This is a genomic window from Paenibacillus sp. SRL342 (genome assembly GCF_984798905.1).
Window position 1 is genome coordinate 2,598,968 of the sequence record NZ_OZ481790.1, and the last position, 23,093, is coordinate 2,622,060.

24 protein-coding genes are annotated in these 23,093 nt (G+C 46.8%); 23 read left to right on the plus strand and 1 reads right to left on the minus strand.

Annotation, left to right across the window (positions count from 1 at the left end):
• Positions 1-158: 158 nt before the first annotated feature.
• The 19 genes from pgsA (at position 159) to AC4E8D_RS12060 (ending at position 18,506) form a co-directional block, all read left to right on the plus strand.
• Positions 159-746, plus strand: coding sequence for a CDP-diacylglycerol--glycerol-3-phosphate 3-phosphatidyltransferase (gene pgsA / locus AC4E8D_RS11970; protein ID WP_221824136.1), 588 nt, complete (start codon positions 159-161; stop codon positions 744-746).
• Between the two features lie 107 nt (positions 747-853).
• Entirely contained in the window at positions 854-2,110 is a 1,257-nt protein-coding gene (locus tag AC4E8D_RS11975) for a competence/damage-inducible protein A (protein ID WP_036670416.1), read from the plus strand.
• Between the two features lie 243 nt (positions 2,111-2,353).
• Positions 2,354-3,418, plus strand: coding sequence for a recombinase RecA (recA, locus tag AC4E8D_RS11980; protein ID WP_036609261.1), 1,065 nt, complete (start codon positions 2,354-2,356; stop codon positions 3,416-3,418).
• 281 nt (positions 3,419-3,699) lie between these two features.
• Positions 3,700-4,437 (plus strand): regulatory protein RecX, encoded by a 738-nt coding sequence (locus AC4E8D_RS11985; protein ID WP_221824134.1) that lies wholly within the window; start codon positions 3,700-3,702, stop codon positions 4,435-4,437.
• Between the two features lie 310 nt (positions 4,438-4,747).
• Positions 4,748-6,289 (plus strand): ribonuclease Y, encoded by a 1,542-nt coding sequence (gene rny, locus AC4E8D_RS11990; RefSeq protein WP_036670418.1) that lies wholly within the window; start codon positions 4,748-4,750, stop codon positions 6,287-6,289.
• Positions 6,290-6,443: 154 nt separating this feature from the next.
• A complete protein-coding gene (locus AC4E8D_RS11995) occupies positions 6,444-7,238 on the plus strand; it encodes a TIGR00282 family metallophosphoesterase (protein ID WP_036609256.1) in 795 nt (264 codons plus the stop codon).
• 117 nt (positions 7,239-7,355) lie between these two features.
• A complete protein-coding gene (locus AC4E8D_RS12000) occupies positions 7,356-7,616 on the plus strand; it encodes a stage V sporulation protein S (RefSeq protein ID WP_007430104.1) in 261 nt (86 codons plus the stop codon).
• An 86-nt stretch (positions 7,617-7,702) separates the two neighbouring features.
• Complete coding sequence (locus AC4E8D_RS12005) at positions 7,703-8,704, plus strand: dipeptidase (protein ID WP_405132049.1); 1,002 nt, start codon at positions 7,703-7,705, stop codon at positions 8,702-8,704.
• Between the two features lie 191 nt (positions 8,705-8,895).
• Positions 8,896-9,468, plus strand: coding sequence for a phosphate propanoyltransferase (pduL, locus tag AC4E8D_RS12010; protein WP_221824132.1), 573 nt, complete (start codon positions 8,896-8,898; stop codon positions 9,466-9,468).
• Positions 9,469-9,780: 312 nt separating this feature from the next.
• Positions 9,781-11,337: a tRNA (N6-isopentenyl adenosine(37)-C2)-methylthiotransferase MiaB gene (miaB, locus tag AC4E8D_RS12015; protein WP_221824130.1), complete on the plus strand. Its 1,557-nt coding sequence runs from the start codon at positions 9,781-9,783 to the stop codon at positions 11,335-11,337.
• A 20-nt stretch (positions 11,338-11,357) separates the two neighbouring features.
• Positions 11,358-11,543, plus strand: coding sequence for a hypothetical protein (locus AC4E8D_RS12020; protein ID WP_221824127.1), 186 nt, complete (start codon positions 11,358-11,360; stop codon positions 11,541-11,543).
• 93 nt (positions 11,544-11,636) lie between these two features.
• On the plus strand, positions 11,637-12,050 hold the full coding sequence (locus tag AC4E8D_RS12025) for a YlbF/YmcA family competence regulator (protein ID WP_197997748.1): 414 nt from the start codon (positions 11,637-11,639) through the stop codon (positions 12,048-12,050).
• Between the two features lie 209 nt (positions 12,051-12,259).
• Entirely contained in the window at positions 12,260-12,664 is a 405-nt protein-coding gene (locus tag AC4E8D_RS12030; protein WP_221824125.1) for a PaaI family thioesterase, read from the plus strand.
• 78 nt (positions 12,665-12,742) lie between these two features.
• Complete coding sequence (locus tag AC4E8D_RS12035) at positions 12,743-13,546, plus strand: NUDIX hydrolase (protein ID WP_062833857.1); 804 nt, start codon at positions 12,743-12,745, stop codon at positions 13,544-13,546.
• 63 nt (positions 13,547-13,609) lie between these two features.
• A complete protein-coding gene (locus AC4E8D_RS12040) occupies positions 13,610-14,167 on the plus strand; it encodes a cysteine hydrolase family protein (protein WP_221824123.1) in 558 nt (185 codons plus the stop codon).
• 197 nt (positions 14,168-14,364) lie between these two features.
• Entirely contained in the window at positions 14,365-15,819 is a 1,455-nt protein-coding gene (locus AC4E8D_RS12045; protein WP_490206255.1) for a nicotinate phosphoribosyltransferase, read from the plus strand.
• Positions 15,820-16,094: 275 nt separating this feature from the next.
• Positions 16,095-16,748, plus strand: a complete 654-nt coding sequence (locus tag AC4E8D_RS12050) for a hypothetical protein (RefSeq protein ID WP_221824119.1) — start codon at positions 16,095-16,097, stop codon at positions 16,746-16,748.
• Between the two features lie 109 nt (positions 16,749-16,857).
• Positions 16,858-17,877 carry an oxidoreductase gene (locus tag AC4E8D_RS12055; RefSeq protein WP_221824117.1) on the plus strand — a complete coding sequence of 340 codons (1,020 nt, stop codon included), beginning with the start codon at positions 16,858-16,860 and terminating at the stop codon, positions 17,875-17,877.
• 74 nt (positions 17,878-17,951) lie between these two features.
• On the plus strand, positions 17,952-18,506 hold the full coding sequence (locus AC4E8D_RS12060; protein ID WP_221824116.1) for a hypothetical protein: 555 nt from the start codon (positions 17,952-17,954) through the stop codon (positions 18,504-18,506).
• A gap of 75 nt (positions 18,507-18,581) precedes the next feature.
• On the opposite strand, the gene AC4E8D_RS12065 is transcribed toward AC4E8D_RS12060, so the two are convergent.
• Complete coding sequence (locus AC4E8D_RS12065) at positions 18,582-19,100, minus strand: MogA/MoaB family molybdenum cofactor biosynthesis protein (RefSeq protein ID WP_221824113.1); 519 nt, start codon at positions 19,098-19,100, stop codon at positions 18,582-18,584.
• 171 nt (positions 19,101-19,271) lie between these two features.
• Here AC4E8D_RS12065 and AC4E8D_RS12070 point away from each other — a divergent pair, with 171 nt between their 5' ends.
• From AC4E8D_RS12070 to argS, 4 genes are all read left to right on the plus strand, one after another.
• Positions 19,272-20,390: a CobW family GTP-binding protein gene (locus AC4E8D_RS12070; protein ID WP_221824111.1), complete on the plus strand. Its 1,119-nt coding sequence runs from the start codon at positions 19,272-19,274 to the stop codon at positions 20,388-20,390.
• A gap of 73 nt (positions 20,391-20,463) precedes the next feature.
• On the plus strand, positions 20,464-20,799 hold the full coding sequence (locus tag AC4E8D_RS12075; protein WP_036609230.1) for a four-helix bundle copper-binding protein: 336 nt from the start codon (positions 20,464-20,466) through the stop codon (positions 20,797-20,799).
• A gap of 121 nt (positions 20,800-20,920) precedes the next feature.
• Complete coding sequence (locus tag AC4E8D_RS12080; protein ID WP_260632956.1) at positions 20,921-21,055, plus strand: hypothetical protein; 135 nt, start codon at positions 20,921-20,923, stop codon at positions 21,053-21,055.
• Positions 21,056-21,333: 278 nt separating this feature from the next.
• Positions 21,334-23,064 (plus strand): arginine--tRNA ligase, encoded by a 1,731-nt coding sequence (gene argS / locus AC4E8D_RS12085; RefSeq protein ID WP_339307918.1) that lies wholly within the window; start codon positions 21,334-21,336, stop codon positions 23,062-23,064.
• Positions 23,065-23,093: the final 29 nt, after the last annotated feature.

Consider the following 23,093-nt stretch of genomic DNA (forward strand, 5'->3'; position numbering starts at 1 on the left):
TTGCTTTTGAGCGGTTGACTTTATTTTTTGCGTTTCTACATAGTGGGATCATGTTAATATGGATTGACATTGAAACTTGTACATTTCATGTTCCGGATGATGATAACGGGATTATGATGATTGTTTGGAGTAATGGAGGATATGAGGGAGGGCGTCTTGTGAATTTACCCAACCGGATTACGCTTGCACGAATTTGCTTAATCCCTTTTTTGATGGTGTTCCTGCTCGTGGATTTTCCATTTTATCCAGAGCCGTTGCAGCTTGGAAGCTTGTCGCTTCCGTATAATCAACTGATTGCTGCTGTTATTTTTATCATCGCCGCAAGCACAGATGGAATTGACGGATACCTTGCGCGGAAAAATAACATGGTTACCAATCTGGGGAAACTGCTCGATCCACTCGCAGACAAGCTGCTGGTTACTGCAGTTTTGATCTCGCTTGTGGAGATGGGCAAGCTGGATTCCTGGATTGCAGTTGTGATTATTAGTCGTGAATTTGCAGTTACCGGCTTGCGTCAAATTGCATTGCTGGATGGTTCGGTTGTTGCCGCCAGTGCTTGGGGCAAGCTGAAGACTGTAGTGCAGATTGTGGCGATTGTGCTGTTGCTGTTGAACAATTTCCCGTTTTCATACACGGGTATTCACGTCGATATTATCGCGGTATGGGCAGCAGCGCTTATTACCATCTGGTCGGGTATCGATTACTTTATCAAAAACAAAAACCTGCTTCATTTTACAAAAGCATAATGGTTTGTTCTTAAATGGGTAATCATGAAGGAAGCATTGGGTCAGGGGCAATAGGAAATTATCCTATTGCCCTTTGATCACTCACCACGTGTACAGGAGGATGCTCAATGAAGGCAGAAATCATTGCAGTTGGCACAGAGCTACTGCTTGGACAAATCGTCAATACCAATGCCAGATACCTATCCCGTGAATTGGCTGCGATGGGGATCGATGTATATTTCCAAACGGTGGTTGGGGATAACCTGAACCGGCTTAGTGAAGCTATTCGCATTGCGCAGAGCCGTGCAGACGTTATTTTATTTTCCGGTGGCATCGGACCTACCCAAGATGATCTGACCAAGGATGCGCTCGCAGCTGTTCTTAACCGGAAACTGCATACAGATCGAATGGCTATGGACAAAATTGAGAGCTTTTTCAGAGATCGTAATGTGGACATGACAGAGAATAACCGACGTCAGGCGATCGTTATTGATGGCGGAACACCTCTGGCCAACGAAACAGGCCTTGCGGCAGGAAATGCGATTTCTGACAATGACAAATATTATGTTGTGATGCCTGGACCACCTAAAGAGCTGATTCCAATGTTTGAACAGGAAGTCAAACCTTGGCTGTTCCAGCATGTACTCACAGAAGAGATGCCGATCTATTCCCGAATGCTCAAATTCGCAGGTATTGGTGAATCTGCTCTTGAAGATCGACTTCTGGATCTGATTGACGCGCAGACAGACCCTACGATTGCTCCTTACGCGAGCGAAGGCGAAGTTACGGTACGTGTCTCCACAAAGGCTGCGAGTGAGGGAGAGGCGAAGCTGAAGCTGGATGCGATGGAGGTTCAGATTCGGGAGCGTTTGACAGAACATCTCTACGCGAACGAGGATGTGCCTATAGAGTACACGATTGTAACCATGATGTCTGACATGGGGCTGACGCTCAGCGCTGCTGAGAGCTGTACAGGAGGGCTTGTCATGCAAAGTCTGACCTCTGTACCCGGAAGTGCGTCAATGCTCAAAGGTGGAATTGTTTGTTACTCCAATGAAATTAAAGAAAAGCTGCTGAATGTGCCTCATGATTATCTGGAAGGTGAAGATGCACCTGGGGCGGTAAGTCCTGAGGTTGCAAAAGTACTTGCTGAGCAGATCCGCATGATTGGCGATGCTGATTTTGGCCTGGCTGTTACCGGTGTAGCTGGACCGGGATATTCGGAACGCAAACCACCCGGACTTGTCTTCATCGCTCTTGCCGAACGTGGAAAAGAGACGGAAATTCATGAGCTGCGTATTAATGGTAATCGTGAGACGGTTCGCATTCGTTCAGCCAAAGCGATTCTCTATCGCTTATGGCAAAAACTTGTGGCGATGGATTGATTAGTTAATAGCTTCAATTGCATTTACAGTTCCAAGCAAGTATAATTAAGGAAGACGGAAGAACCGTAGAATTAGGCTTTAAAGCCTTGTTTACGGTTCTTTTTTCTGTTTAATGGAAAGTTTCCTTGAGGAAGAGGCGCCTCGGCCTTTACAAAAAAAACGAATGTATGTTCGAAAAAAAGCTTGGCAAACGTGTTAAAACAAGGTATTATTATCTTATAAACAGTAAAGGGTGTGAGCTTATTGTCAGACCGTCGTGCCGCGCTTGATATGGCGCTCCGTCAAATAGAGAAGCAATTTGGTAAAGGATCCATCATGAAACTGGGTGAGTCCACTCATATGAATGTGGAAATTATTCCCAGCGGTTCCTTGGCTTTGGATATTGCATTAGGAACAGGCGGCTTGCCTAAAGGCCGTATTGTTGAAATATATGGACCCGAATCCTCTGGTAAAACAACCGTAGCATTGCATGCTATCGCTGAAGTACAAAGAGCGGGTGGACAAGCTGCATTTATCGATGCCGAGCATGCTCTTGACCCACAATACGCAAGCAAACTTGGTGTTAATATTGATGAATTGCTTCTGTCTCAGCCAGATACGGGTGAGCAAGGGCTGGAAATTGCAGAAGCTCTTGTACGCAGTGGTGCAGTAGATATCGTCGTTATTGACTCTGTAGCCGCATTGGTTCCAAAAGCAGAGATTGAAGGCGAAATGGGTGATTCACACGTTGGTTTGCAAGCGCGTTTGATGTCTCAGGCGCTGCGTAAACTGTCTGGTGCAATCAGCAAATCCAAAACAATCGCAATCTTCATTAACCAGCTTCGTGAGAAAGTCGGCGTTATGTTTGGTAACCCGGAAACAACACCTGGTGGTCGTGCTCTGAAGTTTTATTCCACAGTACGTCTGGATGTGCGTCGTATTGAGAGTATCAAATCAGGCAATGACATGATTGGTAACCGTACTCGTATTAAAGTTGTGAAAAACAAAGTGGCACCTCCGTTTAAACAAGCGGAAGTGGATATCATGTATGGCGAGGGTATTTCGAGAGAAGGCAGTATCATTGACATTGGTACAGAGCTGGACATCGTTAATAAAAGTGGTGCATGGTACTCCTACGAAGGCGAGCGTTTAGGACAAGGTCGTGAGAACGCCAAGCAGTTCATGAAAGAGCATAAAGATATTGCTGACATCATTGAACAAAAAATTCGTGTAGCCAGTAACTTGGTTACTGCAGTTCCTGCGCCAACGAGTGAAGAGCAACAAAAAGAAGCAGCAGAAGAACAAGAATTGTTTGAAATCAACGAGTAATCTCTCAAAACCTCCCTTGTAGGGAGGATCCTGAGGGTGTTCCCCACTGGACTCCGTAAACTTATCTGATTGAGCTTGGATCAATCTGGATAATGGATTGTAGTGGGGTACTCGTGCTGTCCAACAGCCCCTGTCCCAATGGACAGGGGCTGTTGGCACGCTAACTGTGGAGTAAAGGCCGGGCAGAGTTCCCGGTCTTTTGTATTATTAGTGTTCTATGTCTTATGTGAAGATGTGCTTGGCGTAGTCAGAATGAAAATGTTATGAAAGGGGAGACCAGAATGGATCAACATGACGAGGATTTATATGAAGAAGCAGAACAGGACGGCCTATCCCAATTTCCGGACAACGAAGAACTGATTATTACACGTGTAGAACGAACGAAGAGCAGGCAAGCTCGTTATCGAATCACTTTTGGCAACCACTCCATTACGGTTCTTGAAGATGTGATGATTAAATACAGGATGACTCAAGGTAATACGTTTATGAAGAAGGATCTGGAGGAAATCATTGTAGCTGATGAGCGACAGCGGACGTATGCACAGTCTCTGCGTTTTTTGGAACATAAGCCACGTACGCGCCATGAATTAAGTCAGAAACTTCGTCAGAAGGAGTTTGCTGCACCTTTGATTGAAGAGGCGCTGGATCGGCTTGAGCGGGAGAACCTGGTGGATGACGATCTATTTGCGAAGGAATGGACAAGACAGCGTATGGAGGGCAAGCGGAAGGGAAAACTGTGGATAAGGCAAGAGCTGCGTCAAAAGGGCATTGCCAATGATCTCATTGTTGAGGCACTAGAAGGGATCAGTACAGATGCGGAATTTGAGACTGCCTTGAGTGCAGGACGCAAAAAATGGAATCAGGTCAAAGGGGACGTCAAAGAGAAGAAAAATAAAACGCTTCCCTTCCTAATGAGACGTGGTTTTTCAATGGATATGGTGCGCAAGGTCGTGAATTGTTTAATTGAAGAAGATGAGGCTGGGGACCCTGAAGATGACGAAGCGTTGTTATGGGATTAGCAGACTAGAGTCTCTATACTGCATTCTCTTGACAATTTCTTTCGTCAAATACTAAAATGGACATGAGTCTGTAAGAAATGGACAACCCTTTTTCCTTCCAAAAAAGCGGTTTCGGTTTCTTAAGATTTATACCATTCTTAATTATGGGTTCGCTGGAAACAGTGAATAGTACGTGGAAACATGTACATGTGAAATGAAAATCGGCGGGGGATCGCCGTGAGTATTCGTTATTCCCAAACATATGTAAGGTTTGAAAACTGCAAATTGACCCAAGGAATGCCTTGGAGGAACCAACGAGGAGGTGAACAGTATGGAAATTGCAATCACGATCGCTCTCGTTGCAGCCGCGCTATTCATTGGGTTCGGAGTAGGATATTTTATTCGCAAATCTCTTGCAGAGGCTAAAATCTCTAGTGCGGAACAAGCTGCCGTACAAATCGTGGAGAACGCGAAGAAAGAGGCAGAAGCACTGAAGAAAGAAACGGTGCTGGAGGCGAAGGACGAAATCCATCGCATTCGCGCTGAAGCTGAAAAAGACACTCGTGAACGTCGGAATGAAATTCAACGACAAGAAAGACGATTGTTGCAAAAAGAAGAGTCGCTGGATAAAAAATTGGAATCACTCGAACGTAAAGAAGAGCAAGTGGCTAACAAAGAGAAACGAATTGATGAGACTCAGCAGCAGATCGAAATGATTTACAAAAACCAGGTGACAGAGTTGGAACGTATATCCAACCTCACCATGGAAGACGCACGCAGTATCATACTGTCCAACGTAGAACAGGAAGTTCGTCATGAGACGGCTCAAATGATCAAGGACATTGAACAACAAGCGAAGGAAGAAGCGGACAAAAAGTCCCGCGAGATTATTACACTCGCCATCCAACGTTGTGCGGCTGACCACGTAGCGGAAACAACGGTATCTGTTGTTACCCTGCCAAATGAAGAAATGAAAGGCCGGATTATCGGTCGTGAAGGACGTAACATCCGTGCGCTTGAAACCCTTACAGGGATTGACCTCATTATCGATGATACGCCAGAAGCTGTTATTCTGTCGGGCTTTGACCCGATTCGCCGTGAGATCGCCCGTACTGCCCTGGAGAAACTGGTGGCTGATGGACGTATTCACCCGGCACGGATTGAAGAGATGGTTGAGAAATCCCGCAAAGAAGTGGATGAGCGCATCCGTGAATACGGTGAGCAAGCTACCTTTGAAGTGGGCGTGCATGGTCTGCATCCGGATCTGATCAAAATTTTGGGCCGGTTGAAGTTCCGTACAAGTTACGGTCAGAACGTCTTGAAACATTCCATGGAAGTCGCTTATCTGGCTGGATTGATGGCTGGCGAACTCGGAGAAGACGTAACTCTGGCAAGACGTGCAGGTCTATTGCATGACATCGGTAAAGCGCTGGATCACGAAGTGGAAGGATCACACGTCGAAATTGGCGTGGAACTGGCGAAGAAATACAAAGAACATCCGGTTGTAATCAACAGTATCGCGTCCCATCACGGAGATTGCGAAGCGACTTCGGTCATTGCCATGTTGGTTGGCGCAGCAGATGCGCTCTCCGCAGCAAGACCAGGCGCACGCCGCGAAACGCTGGAAACGTATATCAAACGACTGGAGAAGCTGGAAGAAATCTCAGAGTCCTTCGAAGGTGTCGAGAAATCGTACGCCATTCAGGCCGGACGCGAAGTTCGCGTTATGGTACAGCCTGAGAAGATCGATGATGCTGAAGCCTTCCGCTTAGCCCGTGACATCACGAAGATGATTGAGAATGAACTCGACTATCCGGGTCACATCAAAGTCACCGTCATCCGGGAAACCCGTGCGGTTGAATACGCAAAATAGAGCATTACGGAAAAGTGGCCGCAGTAGTGGGCCACTTTTCCTGTTGATAGCCTGTTAAAAGGCAACTATACATCATGGAGCATGAGATAGAGTCCTGCAAAGGTTCCACATTTGAAGTAAGAGGACTTTGCAGGAATTGAGGAGGCAGTAATCAATGAAAGTTTTGTTTATTGGTGACATTGTAGGTAACGTGGGACGTAAGGCATTAAAGGAAAATTTACCTTACCTGAAATCGAAGTATAAGCCACATGTGGTGATTGTGAATGGTGAAAATGCGGCAGCAGGTCGTGGCATTACCGGTGCAATTGCAAATGAGTTTTTCAACTGGGGAGTACATGGTATTACACTTGGTAATCATACTTGGGACAATAAGGATATTTTTGATTTTATAGATGATGAGCCCCGCATGATTCGTCCAGCGAACTTTCCACCAGGAACACCAGGACGAGGGTACACGGTTGTCAAAGGCGAAGGGAAAGAGCTAGCGATTGTCAATCTTCAAGGAAGAACGTTCCTGCCTGCTCTGGATTGTCCATTCCGTGTAGCTGATGAAATTGTAGATGAGCTGCGCCAAGACCATAAATGTATTTTGGTCGATATGCATGCTGAAGCGACGTCAGAAAAGATTGCCATGGGATGGCATCTGGATGGACGTGCGTCTCTCGTTGTAGGTACACATACGCATGTACAAAGTAATGATGATCGGATTTTGCCTGGAGGAACAGCTTACTTGACGGATGCAGGCATGGTAGGGCCTCGTGACGGTATATTGGGTATGGAGCGTGAGGCCGTGCTGCGTAAGTTCTACACCCAGCTACCTGTACGTTTTGTTGTGGATGATGGCAAATGGCACTTCCATGGTGTTTTTGTTGAAATTGATGAAGCCACAGGTGCGGCAACACGCATCGAAAAAATTCGCCTGACGGAGGACGAGTGGCGCATGGAATAGGGGGATTGTCCCTTTTTGCAGGGAAACCCGTCTAAAAAGAAGGAATTTTTTTGCCTCCCGCGAATAACATCTAGTAAGTGGAAACAAACTTTCAACATTCCCAGGGAGGTACTTACCATGGATGTATTAAAAGTTTCAGCAAAGTCCAATCCTAATTCTGTAGCCGGCGCTCTTGCAGGGGTTCTTCGTGAACGTGGAAATGCTGAACTGCAGGCAATTGGAGCAGGAGCACTGAACCAAGCCATTAAAGCGGTAGCGATAGCCCGGGGATTTGTAGCACCAAGCGGAGTTGACCTGATTTGTATTCCAGCTTTTACAGACATTGTGATTGACGGCGAGGACCGAACGGCCATTAAGCTGATTGTGGAGCCCAGATAATACATGCAGTATGCATTGAACCTGTTTACGATGTAGACAGGTTTTTTTGCGTTTTTTTTGCAATAACATATGGAGGAGGGTTTAAGATGTCCATGTCTGATTGGCGTGTAGCTGATTTTCACTGTGATGCACTGAGCAAAATTTTGATGCAGCCTGCTCTTTCATTCCAAGATGCTCCACAACTGGATGTGAACTTGCAACGTTTGAAAGAGGGGAATGTAGGGTTGCAGGCGTTCGCCATCTATTTACCCGAAGTGCTGGGCAGAGGCAAGTTTGAACATGTGATGGGACAGTTGGAGATTTATCGTAGACGTGTAGAGGGAAGTCAGGAGCGGCCTGACGGCACACAGACGTTGTTATGGCGTGAACAGGTGGCTCAGGTGGGGCAAACAGAGGGTCCGTGGGGATTAATCACACTGGAGGGTGTGGATGGCCTGGAGGGCAACCTGTTCTATCTGGAGTTATGTTATCAGATGGGCGTTCGAATTATTGGACTAACGTGGAATTATGCCAATTGGGCGGCTGACGGAGTAATGGAGAAACGTGGAGCAGGTCTGACCGAGAAAGGGAAGCAGCTGGTGCACCAGTGTAATGAAATCGGAATGCTGCTCGACGTGTCACATCTGACAGAGAAAGGTTTCTGGGAACTGGCTGATTTGAGCAAACGTCCTTTTATCGCCTCCCATTCCAACAGTTATAGCGTGTGTCCCCATGTGCGTAATCTGAAAGATGATCAGATTCAGGCTATCATTGCCCGGGAAGGGCGGATCGGACTGACGTTTGTACCCTGGTTTGTAAAGCAGGAGGGGGAAGTACGTATAGAAGATCTGCTGCCTCATATTGAGCAATTCTGTTCTCTCGGCGGGCAGCATCATCTGATGATGGGGTCTGATTTTGATGGAATTTCAACGTATATTCAGAAACTGGAACATTCAGGACATTATCCGAGACTGATGGAAATCCTGCTCAAACATTATGATGAACATCTGGTTCGTGGCTGGTTGTGGGGGAATGCGATGAGTTATCTGAGGGAACACTTGCCAGAGAGCAATCCGAAGATGCAGATGAAGGGCAATTCCATGAAATAGTGAACTGGTGTGTGTTAAATGTGTTGAATTGAAACTGGTTTTCCAAATAAAGGAGGGGAATGATGGCGAAATAAGTGTATTTCATGAATTTTCACCACTTCGTTTTCATTTCACTCCAAAAAGGGGTATAATACCATTGGATTGTTAAGAGCCTGAGTACAGGCCATAGATAAACAAGGAGTGAATTTACAATGAGTAAAACAGTACCTGTGGGCGTATCTGCCCGTCACATTCATGTATCCCAAGAGCACGTTGAAATTTTGTTTGGCAAAGGTTATGAACTGACTGAATTTAAACCTCTGTCCCAGCCTGGCCAATACGCTGCTAACGAAACTGTAGCGGTAATTGGTTCGAAAGGACAGTTTGATAAAGTGCGTATCCTTGGACCTGTTCGCCCTGAAACGCAACTGGAGATCTCCATGACAGATTCATTTGCGATTGGTGTTAAAGCACCTGTACGTGAATCTGGAAGCATTGAAGGTACACCAGGAATCACAATTAAAGGTCCTGCTGGCGAAGTAACAATTGAAAAAGGTGTTATCGTTGCTGCTCGTCACATTCACTTCCATACTTCTGATGCTGCTAAATGGGGTATCGAGGACAAACAAATGTTGAAAGTTCGCCTTGGCGGAGATCGCGGTCTTGTACTGGAAAATGTACTTGCTCGTGTATCCGATTCTTTTGCACTGGACATGCATATTGATACAGATGAAGCTAACGCTGCTGGCGCTCGTAATGGCGACACTGCTGAAATCATCGATTAATTACATGTAATAGCTTCAGCCGCCAATTGGGGCGGTCTGAATAACATATAAACCTGAGCACAGCCAACAGGGGCCGGTTAATTCCAGCCCTGATGGCAAGGCTCAGGTTTTTGTGTTTTCTGAGTGTTCTTCTGCGCATGGCATGTTTCGGATTAGACGAAGGGACATACGGTTTGGATGTGGAACTACAGCCCAATTCATGCTATAATTTGCTGTAATGCTCTTTTAATGTTCCACGCAAGAAATTCATGTGGAACAGGGATGAATGTACGATTTTTTATTAATAGAGGCTGTAAGGAGTGACCGAAGGAAATGGCTAAAGACTCAAAAAAGGATTACTCCCAATATTTTGATTTCTCGGATGCCAAAGTAATTTCGCAAGATGAATTCAGCAAAAAGATAAGAATCCGGGGCCGTGAGATTAACATCAAATCGGAACCCAATCATCGTCAGGAGAAACAGCGGGGCAAGGAAGACGTCCAGGTGCTTTACGAAAATGCCGTTCCCGATGAACTGAAAAACATAGGGAACGGCAAACATTATATTGTATATACGTATGGATGTCAGATGAACGAGCATGACTCGGAGACCATCAAAGGACTGCTTGAGTCTATGGGATATCAGGCTACAGAGAATCGCAAAGAAGCTGATGTTATTCTGCTCAATACGTGTGCCATACGGGAAAATGCGGAAGATAAAGTATTTGGTGAGCTTGGTCACTTGAAAACGCTAAAACTCGAACGTCCGGGATTGTTACTTGGCGTATGCGGTTGTATGTCCCAAGAAGAAGGCGTCGTCAACCGAATTATGCAGAAGCATGGATTTGTGGATATGATCTTTGGTACACATAATGTGCATCGACTGCCACATCTAATCCAGGAAGCGCTGTTCAGCAAAGAAATGGTTGTTGAGGTATGGTCCAAGGAAGGCGACATTATCGAGAACCTGCCGAAGAAACGTGAGGGTATGCGCGGCTGGGTGAACATTATGTATGGCTGCGACAAGTTCTGTACATATTGCATCGTTCCGTTCACACGGGGCAAAGAACGCAGCCGTCGTCCTGAAGATGTCATTGCCGAGGTTAGGGATTTGGCACGACAAGGCTTTAAGGAGATCACGTTGCTTGGTCAAAATGTGAATGCGTACGGCAAGGATTTCACCGACCTGAACTACAGCTTTGGTGACTTGATGGATGCCATTCGCCAGATTGATATTCCAAGAGTACGGTTTACAACCAGTCACCCACGTGACTTCGATGATCGCTTGATTGAAGTGCTGGCGAAGGGTGGAAACCTGGTGGAGCACATTCATCTTCCGGTGCAATCTGGCAGTTCGGAAGTACTCAAACGTATGAGCCGCAAGTATAGCCGGGAACACTATCTGAAGCTGGCTGACAAAATTAAAAAGGCCATCCCGGATGTTGTGTTGACAACGGATATTATTGTTGGTTTTCCGGGGGAAACGGAAGAACAGTTTGAAGATACACTTTCCCTTGTCCGTGAAGTAGGGTATGATTTTGCCTATACCTTTATTTATTCCCCACGGGAAGGTACACCGGCTGCGGTGATGGAAGACAACGTACCGATGGAAGTGAAGAAGGAACGTTTGAAGCGCTTGAACGAAACGATCAACGAATACAGCCACCGAAGCAATGAACAGCAACGCGGCAAAATCGTTGAAGTGCTCGTTGAAGGCGAGAGCAAGCGGAATTCCGAAGTTCTGGCAGGACGTACGCGCAGCAACAAGCTGGTGCATTTTGAAGGACCTAAAGAATTGATCGGTACTTTTGTACAAGTGGAAATCACCGATCCGATGACTTTTTATATTCGGGGCAACCTGCTCTCTGAGCCGGTAGCTGCCAATCAGTAATACACACACCAATAAGATGAATGATTTTTGCACTTGGCGGGGTTACGGTTGAGCGTAGCGAAGGTGACGGAATCGATTCTGTAGAAGCGAAGCGTTCGCCTTTGTCTCCAAATTTTAACCTTGAACATTTCAATCGAAAAAATTCGGAGACAACAGCGATCAAAAGAACGATCCGACACCGCAGCGGTCACTCAGCAGTCAGCTGAACTTAGAGCAACAGTGAGTATTCATCTTATATCATCTCATAGAATGGAGCGATTTCAGTGGCGCAGGAAGAAGTGCAGTACAACCATTATGGAATGCCAACCTACGATACGCGCAATCTGGTCATACGCGACGACATTATGGGAAAAGCCAAAGAATTGGCTGATATGCTCGGAACGAGTGAGGAAGTTAGACAGTTTCAACAGGCTGAAACCAAAATTCGGGATCATGAGCGCATCCAGCAGTTGATTGCAACGATCAAGAAAAAACAAAAAGAGATTGTTGCTTTTGAAAGCTTCAAAAATGTGGAGATGGTCAGCAAAATTGAACAGGAAATTGAAGATCTGCAAAGCGAACTGGACAGTATTCCATTGGTTACGGAATTCCAGCAGAGCCAGAGTGACATCAACTACTTGCTTCAACTAGTGATCTCCGTAATCCGGGATACGGTTTCTGAAAAAGTAAACGTGGAGGCTGGAACGGATTCACCTCCGACCAGTTGCGGTTAAATGACGGAAGGGTGCGGACGCTGTCCGCGCCTTTTTTGACATTACATAACCGTTAACGTGGAGTGGCTATCGCCAAGTACTCGGAATATAATTCCAAGCAAAGCTCCACGCTGTGGGGTTATTTTGTGTGGCGCAGCTGATTTTTAATGATAAAGGCACATGACATCAAGAGAGCTTGATACGTACAGTGAATAAAGGAGAAATGAATAATGAGTATTTTGGACAAAATGGTGGAAGACGGAGACGGACGATTCTGGGGATTTCTCGGCTGTCGTTATATTAAAGGAGACGGCAAAGAAGTACAGATCGCGTTGACAGCAGGTAAACATCATACCAACTCCATGGGGATTATACATGGGGGTGTATTAACTTCACTGATGGACCAGGCGATGGGTATGGTTGCAACAGCAGCAATGGAAGTGGACGGCTGTGTGACAACGAATCTGAACGTACATTTTCTCGCACCAATGAAACAAGGGGAATTAATGGTGACAGCTACGGTACTGCATCAAGCTGGACGCAGTGTTACGACTCATTCGGAGGTTCGTGATGAATCGGGTACGTTGGGATGCATGGCTACGGCGACATTCCGCATAGCACGCCCTAGAACGTAACGCACGAATCCTGCGGTTGACAAAAGATATTATTATGTCATAATGAAATTATCAAAATGAAAATAGTCGGTGGTGCCCATGAGCGAAAACTACGAACACTTCAATGCAGAGAGCGACGAACAAGCAGCACGTGCTTATAGTTCCAAAAAATATCGTACCCCCGATGGTGTTCCTGCGGATATCGTTATGTTCACCTTAACCAAGCGGGAGCGCAAGACGGTGACGAAGACACTTCCCATTCGGGAACTGAAAGTGATGCTGATCAAGCGCAAAGGCTGGCCTTTTGCAGGCAGATGGGCATTACCCGGTGGATTTTGTCAGGAGAATGAATCCATCTATGGTGCAGCTAAGCGTGAGCTGATGGAAGAGACAGGTGTAGACGGTGGACATCTGGAGTACTTGAATGTATACAGTCAGCCAGGTCGTGACCCGAGGGGCTGGATTATCTCTCACGCATTTTTCGCGCTTGTGGAAGAATGGATGCTGGATCAACGCCAAGCAGCAGATGATGCTGAGGATGTTGGATTGTTCACCATCCAGGAGGCGCTGCAAGAACTGGAACTGGCTTTTGATCACAGAACAATCATTGAAGATGCTTATCGACGTATTCAACAGCAGATGCTGGAAACGACGATTGCTCGTCAGTTTCTGCCACGTGATTTTACATTAAGTGAATTATATCAGGTTATTCAAAGTGTTGTGCCGGATTTTGAAGAACCAAACTTCATTCGCAAGATTACGTCTACCCGCAGCCGTAAAGGCATTGTGGAAGAAGTACGGGATGAAGAGGGGAACCTGGTGAGTTCCAACCAGTACTCGCAGCGTCCGGCGCAGCTATATCGTTTTACAGAACTCGTACCACGCCTTTCCATCTATACGTAATAAGGTGTAGATGTGTCAATCTGAATCAGGATCAACCATTTCTGGGCTAAGGGAGTGTTGACGATGAAAGCACTGATTGTCATTGATTTTACGAAGGATTTTGTGACAGGTTCTTTGCCAGTAGGTCAGCCGGCAATAGAGATCGAAGAGACGATTGCGGCTGTAACTGAAGCCTATTGTAAGAATAAACATGAAGTGATTATGGCTGTGGACCTGCACGAAGAGAATGATCCGTATCACCCGGAGACTGTACTTTTCCCACCTCATAACATCCGTAATACGGAGGGAAGACAGTTATATGGTCGTCTTGCCCAAGTGATGGAAGAACGGAAAACGGATATACAGTGGATGGATAAGACGAGATATAGTGCATTCTGTGGGACCGATCTGGAACTCAGACTGCGTGCACGTGGTATTACGGATATTGCACTGATTGGGGTATGCACGGATATTTGTATATTGCATACCGCAGTGGACGCTTACAATAAGGGTTTTCATATTACGGTATATGAAGATGCTGTTGCCAGCTTCAATCCGGCAGGGCATGAGTGGGCACTTGGACATTTTCGTTCCAGCCTTGGTGCTTCGGTGGTTAAGGCGAGCGAGACAGTCTTGGCCTAATCTACTCCATAGTCATGTTTGGTTGACCTCACGTTAGGAACCGGATGAATGTGGTGAATGGTGTATAGAGTTTTTTACGGGAGACTTGTTTGTTTAATACGGATGAACAGAATCATGAAGAATAAGTCTCCATATGTTAACCCGTGTCCACAGATGAATTCTGGGGGCACGAGCGGAAGTCAGAGAGGATGAGACAAATGCAGACAACTAGCCTGGCTTTACATACGGATAAATATCAGATCAATATGATGTACGCCCATTGGGTGAATGGTACTCACAAGCGGAAGGCGGTATTTGAAGCCTATTTCCGCAAACTTCCTTTTGGCAACGGATATGCAGTATTTGCCGGATTGGAACGTATTGTGAACTATATCAGCCAGCTTCGGTTCACGATGGACGACATCAAATTTTTATCCAAACAAGAGGAAAATTACGATCCGGTCTTTCTGGAAGAGTTGCTCCAGTTTTCATTTCAGGGAACGATTCATTCCATGAAGGAGGGTGCAATTGTTTTCCCTGACGAACCGCTCATTCGGGTAGAAGGCTCCATTATGGAGACTCAATTGGTGGAGACGGCGATACTTAACTTCATGAATTATCAGACGTTGATTGCAACCAAGGCTTCGCGGATCAAACAGGTAGCGCAGCAGGATATTTTGCTCGAATTCGGCACACGGCGTGCGCAGGAAGCGGATGCTGCCATCTGGGGCGCACGTGCCTCGTATGTGGCAGGCTTCCATGCAACGTCTAATATGCTGGCCGGAGAGCGCTTCGGGATCCCAACAGCAGGTACACATGCCCATTCCTGGGTACAGAGCTTTATGAGCGAACAGGAGGCGTTTGACGTGTATGCCAAAGTGTTGCCTGATCAGGTTACGCTGCTGGTTGATACCTTTGACACGTTGAACAGTGGAGTACCTCACGCCATCAAGACAGCCAAGAAGCTGGAGAGCCAAGGCAAAAAGATGAATGCCATTCGTCTCGACAGTGGTGACCTAGCGTACTTGTCGATTCAGGCACGTCAGATGCTGGATGAGGCTGGCCTGGATTATGTGAAAATTGTTGCATCCAATGATTTGGATGAAAATACGATTTTCAACCTGAAGGCTCAAGGAGCACGGATTGATACATGGGGTGTTGGTACACAGTTGATTACCGCTTCTGACCAGCCATCTTTGGGTGGAGTGTACAAACTGGTGGAGCGTGAAGTGGACGGTGCCATGTTGCCTACGATCAAAATATCTGCCAATCCTGAAAAGGTGTCCACTCCAGGTAAAAAGGAAGTGTTCCGGATCATTGATCCGAAACATGGCAAAGCGATTGCAGATTATATCTGCTATCCAGATGAAGAGCAGCCGCTACAGGGCGGACCGCTCAAGCTGTTCAACCCGCTACACCCTTACCTGAAAAAGACGGTTACCCGCTACGAAGCGGTAAATATGCTGGAGCCGATCTTTGTGAACGGACGCAAAGTGTATGAACTGCCTAATTTGGATGAGATTCGTGAGTATCATCGAGAGCAGATGGACCTTTTCTGGCCTGAATACCAGCGGAAGCTCAACCCGGAGATCTACCGTGTGAACATCAGCCCTGCGGCATGGAATATGAAGCAGAAGCTCATTGCGGAACATGTGAAATCCACAGAGGAATGATCTACTCATAAGAATTACAGAGAGGCATAACCAGTGAGGAATACTGGCTTATGCCTTTTTAATATGATCCCGATGAGATGGACCAGTGATGTAAGAAATCTCATGGACAGACTGCCGAGGTAACAGGCTATACTGGAAATAGTCATGCCCAATTCAAGAGGTTGTAGGGGGAAAGCAGTAATTATTTCTCGGGAAAGCGCAGGAGACGCCAAATTCTGCATCGCATTGTTTCAATCCCGTAGCTGTAGGGGATGAAAGTAAGAGGAGGTGCAGACATGAGATGGATATTAGGACTGGTCTGGATCGCTTTTATTGCCTATGCATTGTTGGTGGCACCGGGGCAGTCACCTGGAAGTGATCCGATATTCAAAGAACTGATCACAATGCAAAACAAAGAACCTTGGTTACTTACGGTGTTTTCGTGGTTAGGTATTTTCCCGGCGGTTTATGCCTGTATGCTGTTAAGAACATCTGTGAAAGAACGAGGTGGCCGTGTACCGGCTTGGCCTTTTGTTATACTTTCTTTCGGACTGGGTGCTTTTGCGCTGCTTCCCTATTATGCATGGTTATCACCCGCAAATAGAGCTTCGGGTTACGCAAGCTTAGATTTTGGTCGTCAGCGGGAGTCGGGAATTGGACGGGGAGCAGCCCACAAGCTGACGCATGTAGTGCTTCTGCTATTGACGCTGGGGACGGCACTTTATGCCGTGACGCAAGGCCATCCGGATGTATATATGGAAGCATTCAATCAATCTGCCTTTGTACATATCATGACGATTGATTTTGTACTGCTGACCTTACTTTCGATGATTGGGATATACAGGGATACTGAAGTGAGTCGACGTTCAGCAGCTTGGGCAGCGGCAGGGATCTTCCCTATTGTGGGTCCACTAATCTATCTGTTGACGCTCAGAAGAGACATAGCCTGATCATTAACATCTGAAGAATGCAGAAGTAAAAGGTAGCCCTTAAGCCTGAATGCGAACAATTCATGTGCTTAATGGAAAAATATAAAATCCAAAGAAGGAGTGGCTATCGATGAAAAATCATTTTAACGCATATGTAGTCCGCAAAGAAGACCAGGGGGGAGTAAAAGTAGCTATAGAGCAACTGAAGAAGGAAGATCTGCCAAATGGAGATGTAACGGTACAGGTGCAGTATTCCAGTGTCAATTATAAAGACGGGCTCGCTACCCTTGAGAAGGGTGGTGTCGTTCGTGAATACCCCATGGTACCGGGGATTGATCTGGCAGGAACGGTAGAGGAATCGGTAAGCGGACGTTTTGCACCGGGAGATCGGGTGATCAGTACAGGATTTGAACCTGGCGTATCCCATTACGGAGGGTACAGCGAGTATGCTCGTCTGCGCAGTGAATGGCTGGTGCCTCTGCCACCGGGTCTCAGTGAGAAAGAAGCCATGGCAATTGGAACCGCAGGATTTACGGCTGCACTTTCGGTTGAGGCGCTGTTACAGGCTGGAGTGACACCGGAGATGGGCAAGGTTCTGGTTACGGGTGCAACGGGTGGTGTTGGCAGTATGGCAGTTGCCATTCTGGCGAAACTGGGCTTCGAAGTAACAGCCAGTACAGGCAAGAAAGATCAGGAGGAGTCATTGCTCCGAAACTTGGGGGCCTCAGAGGTTATTACTCGTGAAGAAGCTGATGCTCCAGCTAAAGGAGCCATGGGGAAACAGCTATGGGCGGGAGTTGTTGATCCAACAGGAGGACCAGCTCTTGCGGAGCGATTGAAACAGATTCAATACGGAGGTGCGTTAGCGGTATCCGGCTTAACCGGAGGCACAGCTTTTGAGTCCACGGTACTTCCGTTTATTTTGCGTGGCATCCAGCTTATAGGTATAGACTCTGTATATTGTCCAATGGAACGTCGGGAACGATTGTGGAAACTGCTCGGTGGAGAATGGAAACCGGAGCGCGCACTGGAACTGGGAATCCGGGAGATTTCTCTAGACCAATTACCTCATACACTGGAGACGATACTCCAAGGTGGTGCAGTAGGTCGTACGGTGGTCAATACAATATCAGATCTGCCATCCGCATAAGATTCTAAGTCCTTAGACATGCTAATTCTACCTGATTGGGTCACAGTACACGTGGCTGGAAAGGAAGGATTGGCATGTGGTTTGGTAGAAAAGGGCGAGGTCTGGTTGGAAAAACAATGAAGTCGGTACTTGTAAGTGGCGTGTTGATCACAAGTATCTGGTCCCTGGTGGCTTGTTCGGCATCATCCATTGAACAGGAGCGGAAGGTCTATACCCGCGAAGCGACAGATGAAGGAAATATGCGGGCACAGAATCAAGGACACGGATTAAACGGTGAATTGGTGAGTGAGATCAGTAAGAGTTTTGAATCAAAAGGCATTCAGCTGATGAATAATATGTCTGCCGATGACGGCCATGGTGGGATCTCTTATATGTATTTGTTGAATGGAAGTGGCAGACACATCGTGAAAGTTCATATTTTCAGTGATAAGGCTGCACGAGCTGCCAGCATGAAACAAATGTATAGTGAGGATCGGGATGAGGCTGTCTTGGAGAATGCGCTTGGACGGACAACGATTCGCAGCAAAGGATATGTATCACTCGTTTATACAGCTTCTGGTGGAGAAAAGGATAAGTATGAACAGGATGTTATGCAGGTATTCCAACATGTGTTGGAGCAATTAAGGTAGGAGAAGATGGGAGCACAGAAAACTTTCAATCCTTACCGTACAGCTGAAAATAAACCCTAAAACCCGTCTGATCTTTCAGACGGGTTTATATATTTCACGCATCACATGCCGTAGCTCGGGCAAAATGAGTTTTTCCATGGCCAATTTGACAGCTCCTTTGGAACCTGGCATGGAGAATACAGCTGTGCGTCCAATCGTTCCAGCGACGGCTCTGCTCAGGATGGCAGCGGAACCGATATCTTCGGTGTAACTGAGAAAACGGAAGATCTCACCAAAGCCCGGGAGTTCCTTGTCCAGTAGTGAGGACACCGCTTCGTAGGTTGTATCTCGGGGTGCAATCCCTGTTCCGCCGCTAAGCAGCACGGCTTCAATATCATCACGAACGGCTGCATCTTGCAGGATGGTTCGAATGCTCTCCGTTTCATCTGGTGTAATGATGTATTCAACAATCTGATAACCGGCTTCATTCAGAAGCTGGTGCATGAGCTGGCCACTGGTGTCAGTGTCTTTAGTGCGTGTGTCCGACACCGTAACAATCATGCACGATACCGTGTCAGGGGCTTCCTGGCGATGTTGTTCCACTGAATTAGTCATGAAACTTCCTCCTTCAATCAACATGTCCTCATAGCATAGACCATCCGTTAGAATCAGGCAATGTACTGGAGAAGAGTTGAACGTTATTGCACAACGAATGCGGGATGGTGTACACTCGCTAGATATAGAAAGATCAGGTTACAAGAAGGACAATCAGAGAGGTGTATACGCATGAATGAAACGATTTTAAAAGAACAATCCATACCTGTATATATACTGTCAGGTTTTTTGGGGAGTGGCAAAACAACACTGCTTGTTCAGTTGATTGAACATTGGCAACAGCAGGGTTTGCGTCCCGCAGTGGTTATGAATGAGTTAGGCGAAGTCAATCTGGATGGTCAGATTGTGGATTCCACCGTTCCGATGACAGAGATGTTAGGTGGATGCATCTGTTGTACCGTACGTGGTGACTTGGGGTTGCAACTTGCTGATCTCGTTCAAGAGGAATCACCGGATGTGATCATTATAGAAGCCACCGGTGCCGCGAACCCAATGGAGATTTTGGATGCGGTAACGGAGACCTCACTCTACATGCGACTGGAACTGAAAAGTCTCATTACCGTTGTGGATGCAGCACATCTATCTGGTCTGTATCAGGAGCAGAAGGGGCAGACGTTCAAACTGATGCAGGAGCAGATTCGTTGTGCGTCTGTGCTTCTCTTGAACAAAACGGATCGGGTGAGTGCACAGGAACTGCAAGATCTGGAACAGCTTTTGGCAAAATGGAATGGCTTCGCACCTGTAATTCCTACAGTGAAATGTGAGGTGGAGATGGATCTGCTGCTTCGCAGCGGGGCAGACGTGCATGTACGTGATTCAGCTTCTGAAGCAGGCAAGCCGGCTCACCAAGAGCATCATGTGCATACAGAAGCCTGTGGTACACATGGATGCAGTCATGGTCATGAACATACAGATCATACAGTTCAAGGCGATGATACGAATACTGACGCATCCCATAGCCATGTCCATGCCCACAGTCACGAGCATTCCGCGCCTCATGCATCACACGAACATGTTATGGTATATACGCATTATTTCAGTCATCCGGTGAACAGCGAAGCATTTGAACAATTTGTATCTGCTTTGCCACGGGATGTGTATCGGGCAAAAGGCATTTTATCGTTTAGTGATACGGCGAGCCGTTTCTGGTTCCAGTATGCCTACCGCGAATCGGACTACATGAAGATCACACCTCAGGGAGATGTCCCTAATGTTGCAGTGTTTATAGGTGAACATTTTGACCAAACTGTCATTCGTGACCAATTACTGGAATTGGAAGCGATAAAGTAGGTTAGATGATTCAAAATTCCTCCGAACTGGGTATTAAGATGCATAGCAAACTTTGCCTGGGAGGTAACTTTAAATGACACAACAACAATATCAACAATGTATCGATGCTTGCCTGGAGTGCATGAATGCTTGCAACGTATGTTACATATCGAGTCTGAAAGAATATGATCTGGCGATGCTGCGTGATTGTATTCGTTTGAATCGGGAATGTGCGGAGATCTGCAGTTTTGCTGCACAAGCGATGACACGTGGAAGTGATTTCATTGCTGAAATATGCGAATTGTGTGTGAAAGCTTGTGAAGCTTGCGCCGCAGAGTGTGGCAAACACCACCATGATCACTGCCAAGCATGTGCAGAGGCTTGCCGCAGATGTGCAGAAGCTTGCCGGTTAATGGCAGCAGTGGCGTAAATATTATTTCACTGGAATATATAATTAAAACCGATAATGACGTTATCCCCTAAGTGAAGGCAGTGAACACAGGCATTTGAGACGATGTGCCTCTGTGTTGCCTTTCAATAGGGGATTTTTAATGCAGGTTGCCAAGTCTGATCGTGGTATGTATAATGATGGCAATGAATTGAAACGAAGAACATCAACGATCGGGAGAGTAGCCAGATCCATACATGACAGCGAGCCGGGAGAGGTGGAAGCCGGTATGACATGACCTGAGTGAACCGCACCCGTGAGATGGTTATCCGAAAAGATGAATTTATCCCGATTGGGGATAGGTCATATCTGTCTGAGGGTAATTCGGCTTGCGACCGTTATACGCATCGAGCGGAACAGGTTCTACAGGTATGCATGTTGATGTATATTAGGAGTAGCTGTTCACCTAGAGTGGTACCGCGGGAACTGTTAAGTCAGCTCTCGTCTCTTATTTAGAGACGAGAGCTTTTTTGTGTTTATTTTCAGCCAATCATGAATGGATAAGGAGTGTTTGACATGTTGATGAAGAAGGCTGCGGCCGATATTGCCCCTTTAACGGGATTGAATGAACAAGAGGTTCTGAGATTACTGGAAGTCCCACCACAGGCAGAGATGGGGGATGCAGCATTCCCTTGTTTTGCATTAGCGAAGTCATTAAAAAAAGCACCGGCAGTCATTGCGACCGAGCTCGCAACAAGTCTGCAGGCATCTGGAATTGAAGCGACTCCCGCTGGGCCGTATGTAAATATCCGATTCAATCGGGAGAAGCTTGCGCCGAATCTGCTGAAAGAACTGGGGGATGCCGCATTTGGTAAGCTTCAGATTGGCGAAGGCTCACGTGTTGTGATTGATATGTCTTCCCCTAACATCGCAAAACCCTTCGGAATTGGACATTTGCGTTCTACTGTAATCGGTGCAGCACTGTATCGGTTGTATAACGAAGCGGGTTATACCTCTGTAAGTGTGAATCATCTGGGAGACTGGGGAACCCAGTTTGGCAAGCAGATCGCAGCGTATAAACGGTGGGGCAATGATGAAGCGTTGCAGGCAGACCCGATCCGTACGTCTCTTGAGCTGTATGTGCGTTTCCACGATGAGGCGGAGAATGATCCTTCTCTGGAGATTGAGGCACGGGATTGGTTCCGCAAACTGGAGCAGGGAGATGATGAAGCACAGCGGTTATGGGCGTTCTTTGTGGAAGTTAGCATGAAGGAATTCAACCGGATGTATGAACGTCTGAATGTACAGTTCGACCATACGCTGGGAGAAAGCTTTTACAATGACAAGATGGGTGCAGTGGTTGAAGAACTGAAGGCAAAAGGTTTACTTGAAGAGAGTGATGGAGCACTCGTGGTACGTCTGGAGGATGAGAACATGCCCCCGTGCCTGATTATCAAAAAAGATGGAACAACAATCTATCCTACACGGGATTTAGCTACGGCGGTTTATCGTCATGAGGTGATGAAGGCAGATCGGTTGTTATACGTGGTCGGAGGTGAGCAGAAGTTACATTTCCGACAGGTATTTGCGGTCCTATCCCGGATGGGTCATGAATGGTCTGCGAAGTGTGAACATATTTCGTTTGGATTAATGCGTTTTGAGGGACGGAAAATGTCTACCCGCCGGGGTAAAGTCGTATTTTTGCAGGAAGTATTGGATGAGGCAGTCGCTCGTGCTTTGCAGATTATCCAGGAGAAAAACCCGAATCTGGAGGACCCTCAGAAGGTGGCTGAGGCGGTTGGTGTAGGTGCCATTGTCTTCGGTGATCTGCGTAATAGTCGGTTAAACGATGTGGACTTCTCCTTGGAGGATGCGGTGAGTTTTGAAGGAGAGACCGGACCTTATGTGCAGTATACCCATGCCCGGATTCAAAGTGTGCTTGCCAAGGCAGAAGAGGCGATCCGCGTGGAAAATGAAAACCCTCTGTCTAACCCCAGTCTTGCGGATGGTGAGATTGACACAGTGACCACTCCATCCTGTATCGGAGATACCTCATGGGCATTGCTGAAACTGCTTGGTGAATATCCCGAGTATCTGGAAAAAGCAATTCATCGGAATGAGCCTTCGGTCATTGCCAAATATACAATAGATGTCGCTCAAGCGTTCAACCGCTTCTATCACGCCGAACGGATTGCAGATGCGTCATCTGATGTAAGATCCTTCAGGGTGGCATTGGCCAAACGGACTGCCGAACGCCTCGCGTACAGTTTACATTTGCTAGGTGTGCAAGCTCCAGAGCGGATGTGATCCCAGGTGATATGGAGTACACGTGGACT

Coding starts and splice junctions, on each gene's coding strand:
- AC4E8D_RS11975 (WP_036670416.1), top strand. CDS start 854: ATGAAGGCAGAAATCATTGCAGTTGGCACAGAGCTACTGCTTGGACAA.
- AC4E8D_RS11985 (WP_221824134.1), top strand. CDS start 3,700: ATGGATCAACATGACGAGGATTTATATGAAGAAGCAGAACAGGACGGC.
- rny (WP_036670418.1), top strand. CDS start 4,748: ATGGAAATTGCAATCACGATCGCTCTCGTTGCAGCCGCGCTATTCATT.
- AC4E8D_RS11995 (WP_036609256.1), top strand. CDS start 6,444: ATGAAAGTTTTGTTTATTGGTGACATTGTAGGTAACGTGGGACGTAAG.
- AC4E8D_RS12000 (WP_007430104.1), top strand. CDS start 7,356: ATGGATGTATTAAAAGTTTCAGCAAAGTCCAATCCTAATTCTGTAGCC.
- AC4E8D_RS12005 (WP_405132049.1), top strand. CDS start 7,703: ATGTCCATGTCTGATTGGCGTGTAGCTGATTTTCACTGTGATGCACTG.
- pduL (WP_221824132.1), top strand. CDS start 8,896: ATGAGTAAAACAGTACCTGTGGGCGTATCTGCCCGTCACATTCATGTA.
- miaB (WP_221824130.1), top strand. CDS start 9,781: ATGGCTAAAGACTCAAAAAAGGATTACTCCCAATATTTTGATTTCTCG.
- AC4E8D_RS12020 (WP_221824127.1), top strand. CDS start 11,358: ATGATTTTTGCACTTGGCGGGGTTACGGTTGAGCGTAGCGAAGGTGAC.
- AC4E8D_RS12025 (WP_197997748.1), top strand. CDS start 11,637: ATGCCAACCTACGATACGCGCAATCTGGTCATACGCGACGACATTATG.
- AC4E8D_RS12030 (WP_221824125.1), top strand. CDS start 12,260: ATGAGTATTTTGGACAAAATGGTGGAAGACGGAGACGGACGATTCTGG.
- AC4E8D_RS12035 (WP_062833857.1), top strand. CDS start 12,743: ATGAGCGAAAACTACGAACACTTCAATGCAGAGAGCGACGAACAAGCA.
- AC4E8D_RS12040 (WP_221824123.1), top strand. CDS start 13,610: ATGAAAGCACTGATTGTCATTGATTTTACGAAGGATTTTGTGACAGGT.
- AC4E8D_RS12045 (WP_490206255.1), top strand. CDS start 14,365: ATGCAGACAACTAGCCTGGCTTTACATACGGATAAATATCAGATCAAT.
- AC4E8D_RS12050 (WP_221824119.1), top strand. CDS start 16,095: ATGAGATGGATATTAGGACTGGTCTGGATCGCTTTTATTGCCTATGCA.
- AC4E8D_RS12055 (WP_221824117.1), top strand. CDS start 16,858: ATGAAAAATCATTTTAACGCATATGTAGTCCGCAAAGAAGACCAGGGG.
- AC4E8D_RS12060 (WP_221824116.1), top strand. CDS start 17,952: ATGTGGTTTGGTAGAAAAGGGCGAGGTCTGGTTGGAAAAACAATGAAG.
- AC4E8D_RS12065 (WP_221824113.1), bottom strand. CDS start 19,100: ATGACTAATTCAGTGGAACAACATCGCCAGGAAGCCCCTGACACGGTA.
- AC4E8D_RS12070 (WP_221824111.1), top strand. CDS start 19,272: ATGAATGAAACGATTTTAAAAGAACAATCCATACCTGTATATATACTG.
- AC4E8D_RS12075 (WP_036609230.1), top strand. CDS start 20,464: ATGACACAACAACAATATCAACAATGTATCGATGCTTGCCTGGAGTGC.
- AC4E8D_RS12080 (WP_260632956.1), top strand. CDS start 20,921: ATGCAGGTTGCCAAGTCTGATCGTGGTATGTATAATGATGGCAATGAA.
- argS (WP_339307918.1), top strand. CDS start 21,334: ATGTTGATGAAGAAGGCTGCGGCCGATATTGCCCCTTTAACGGGATTG.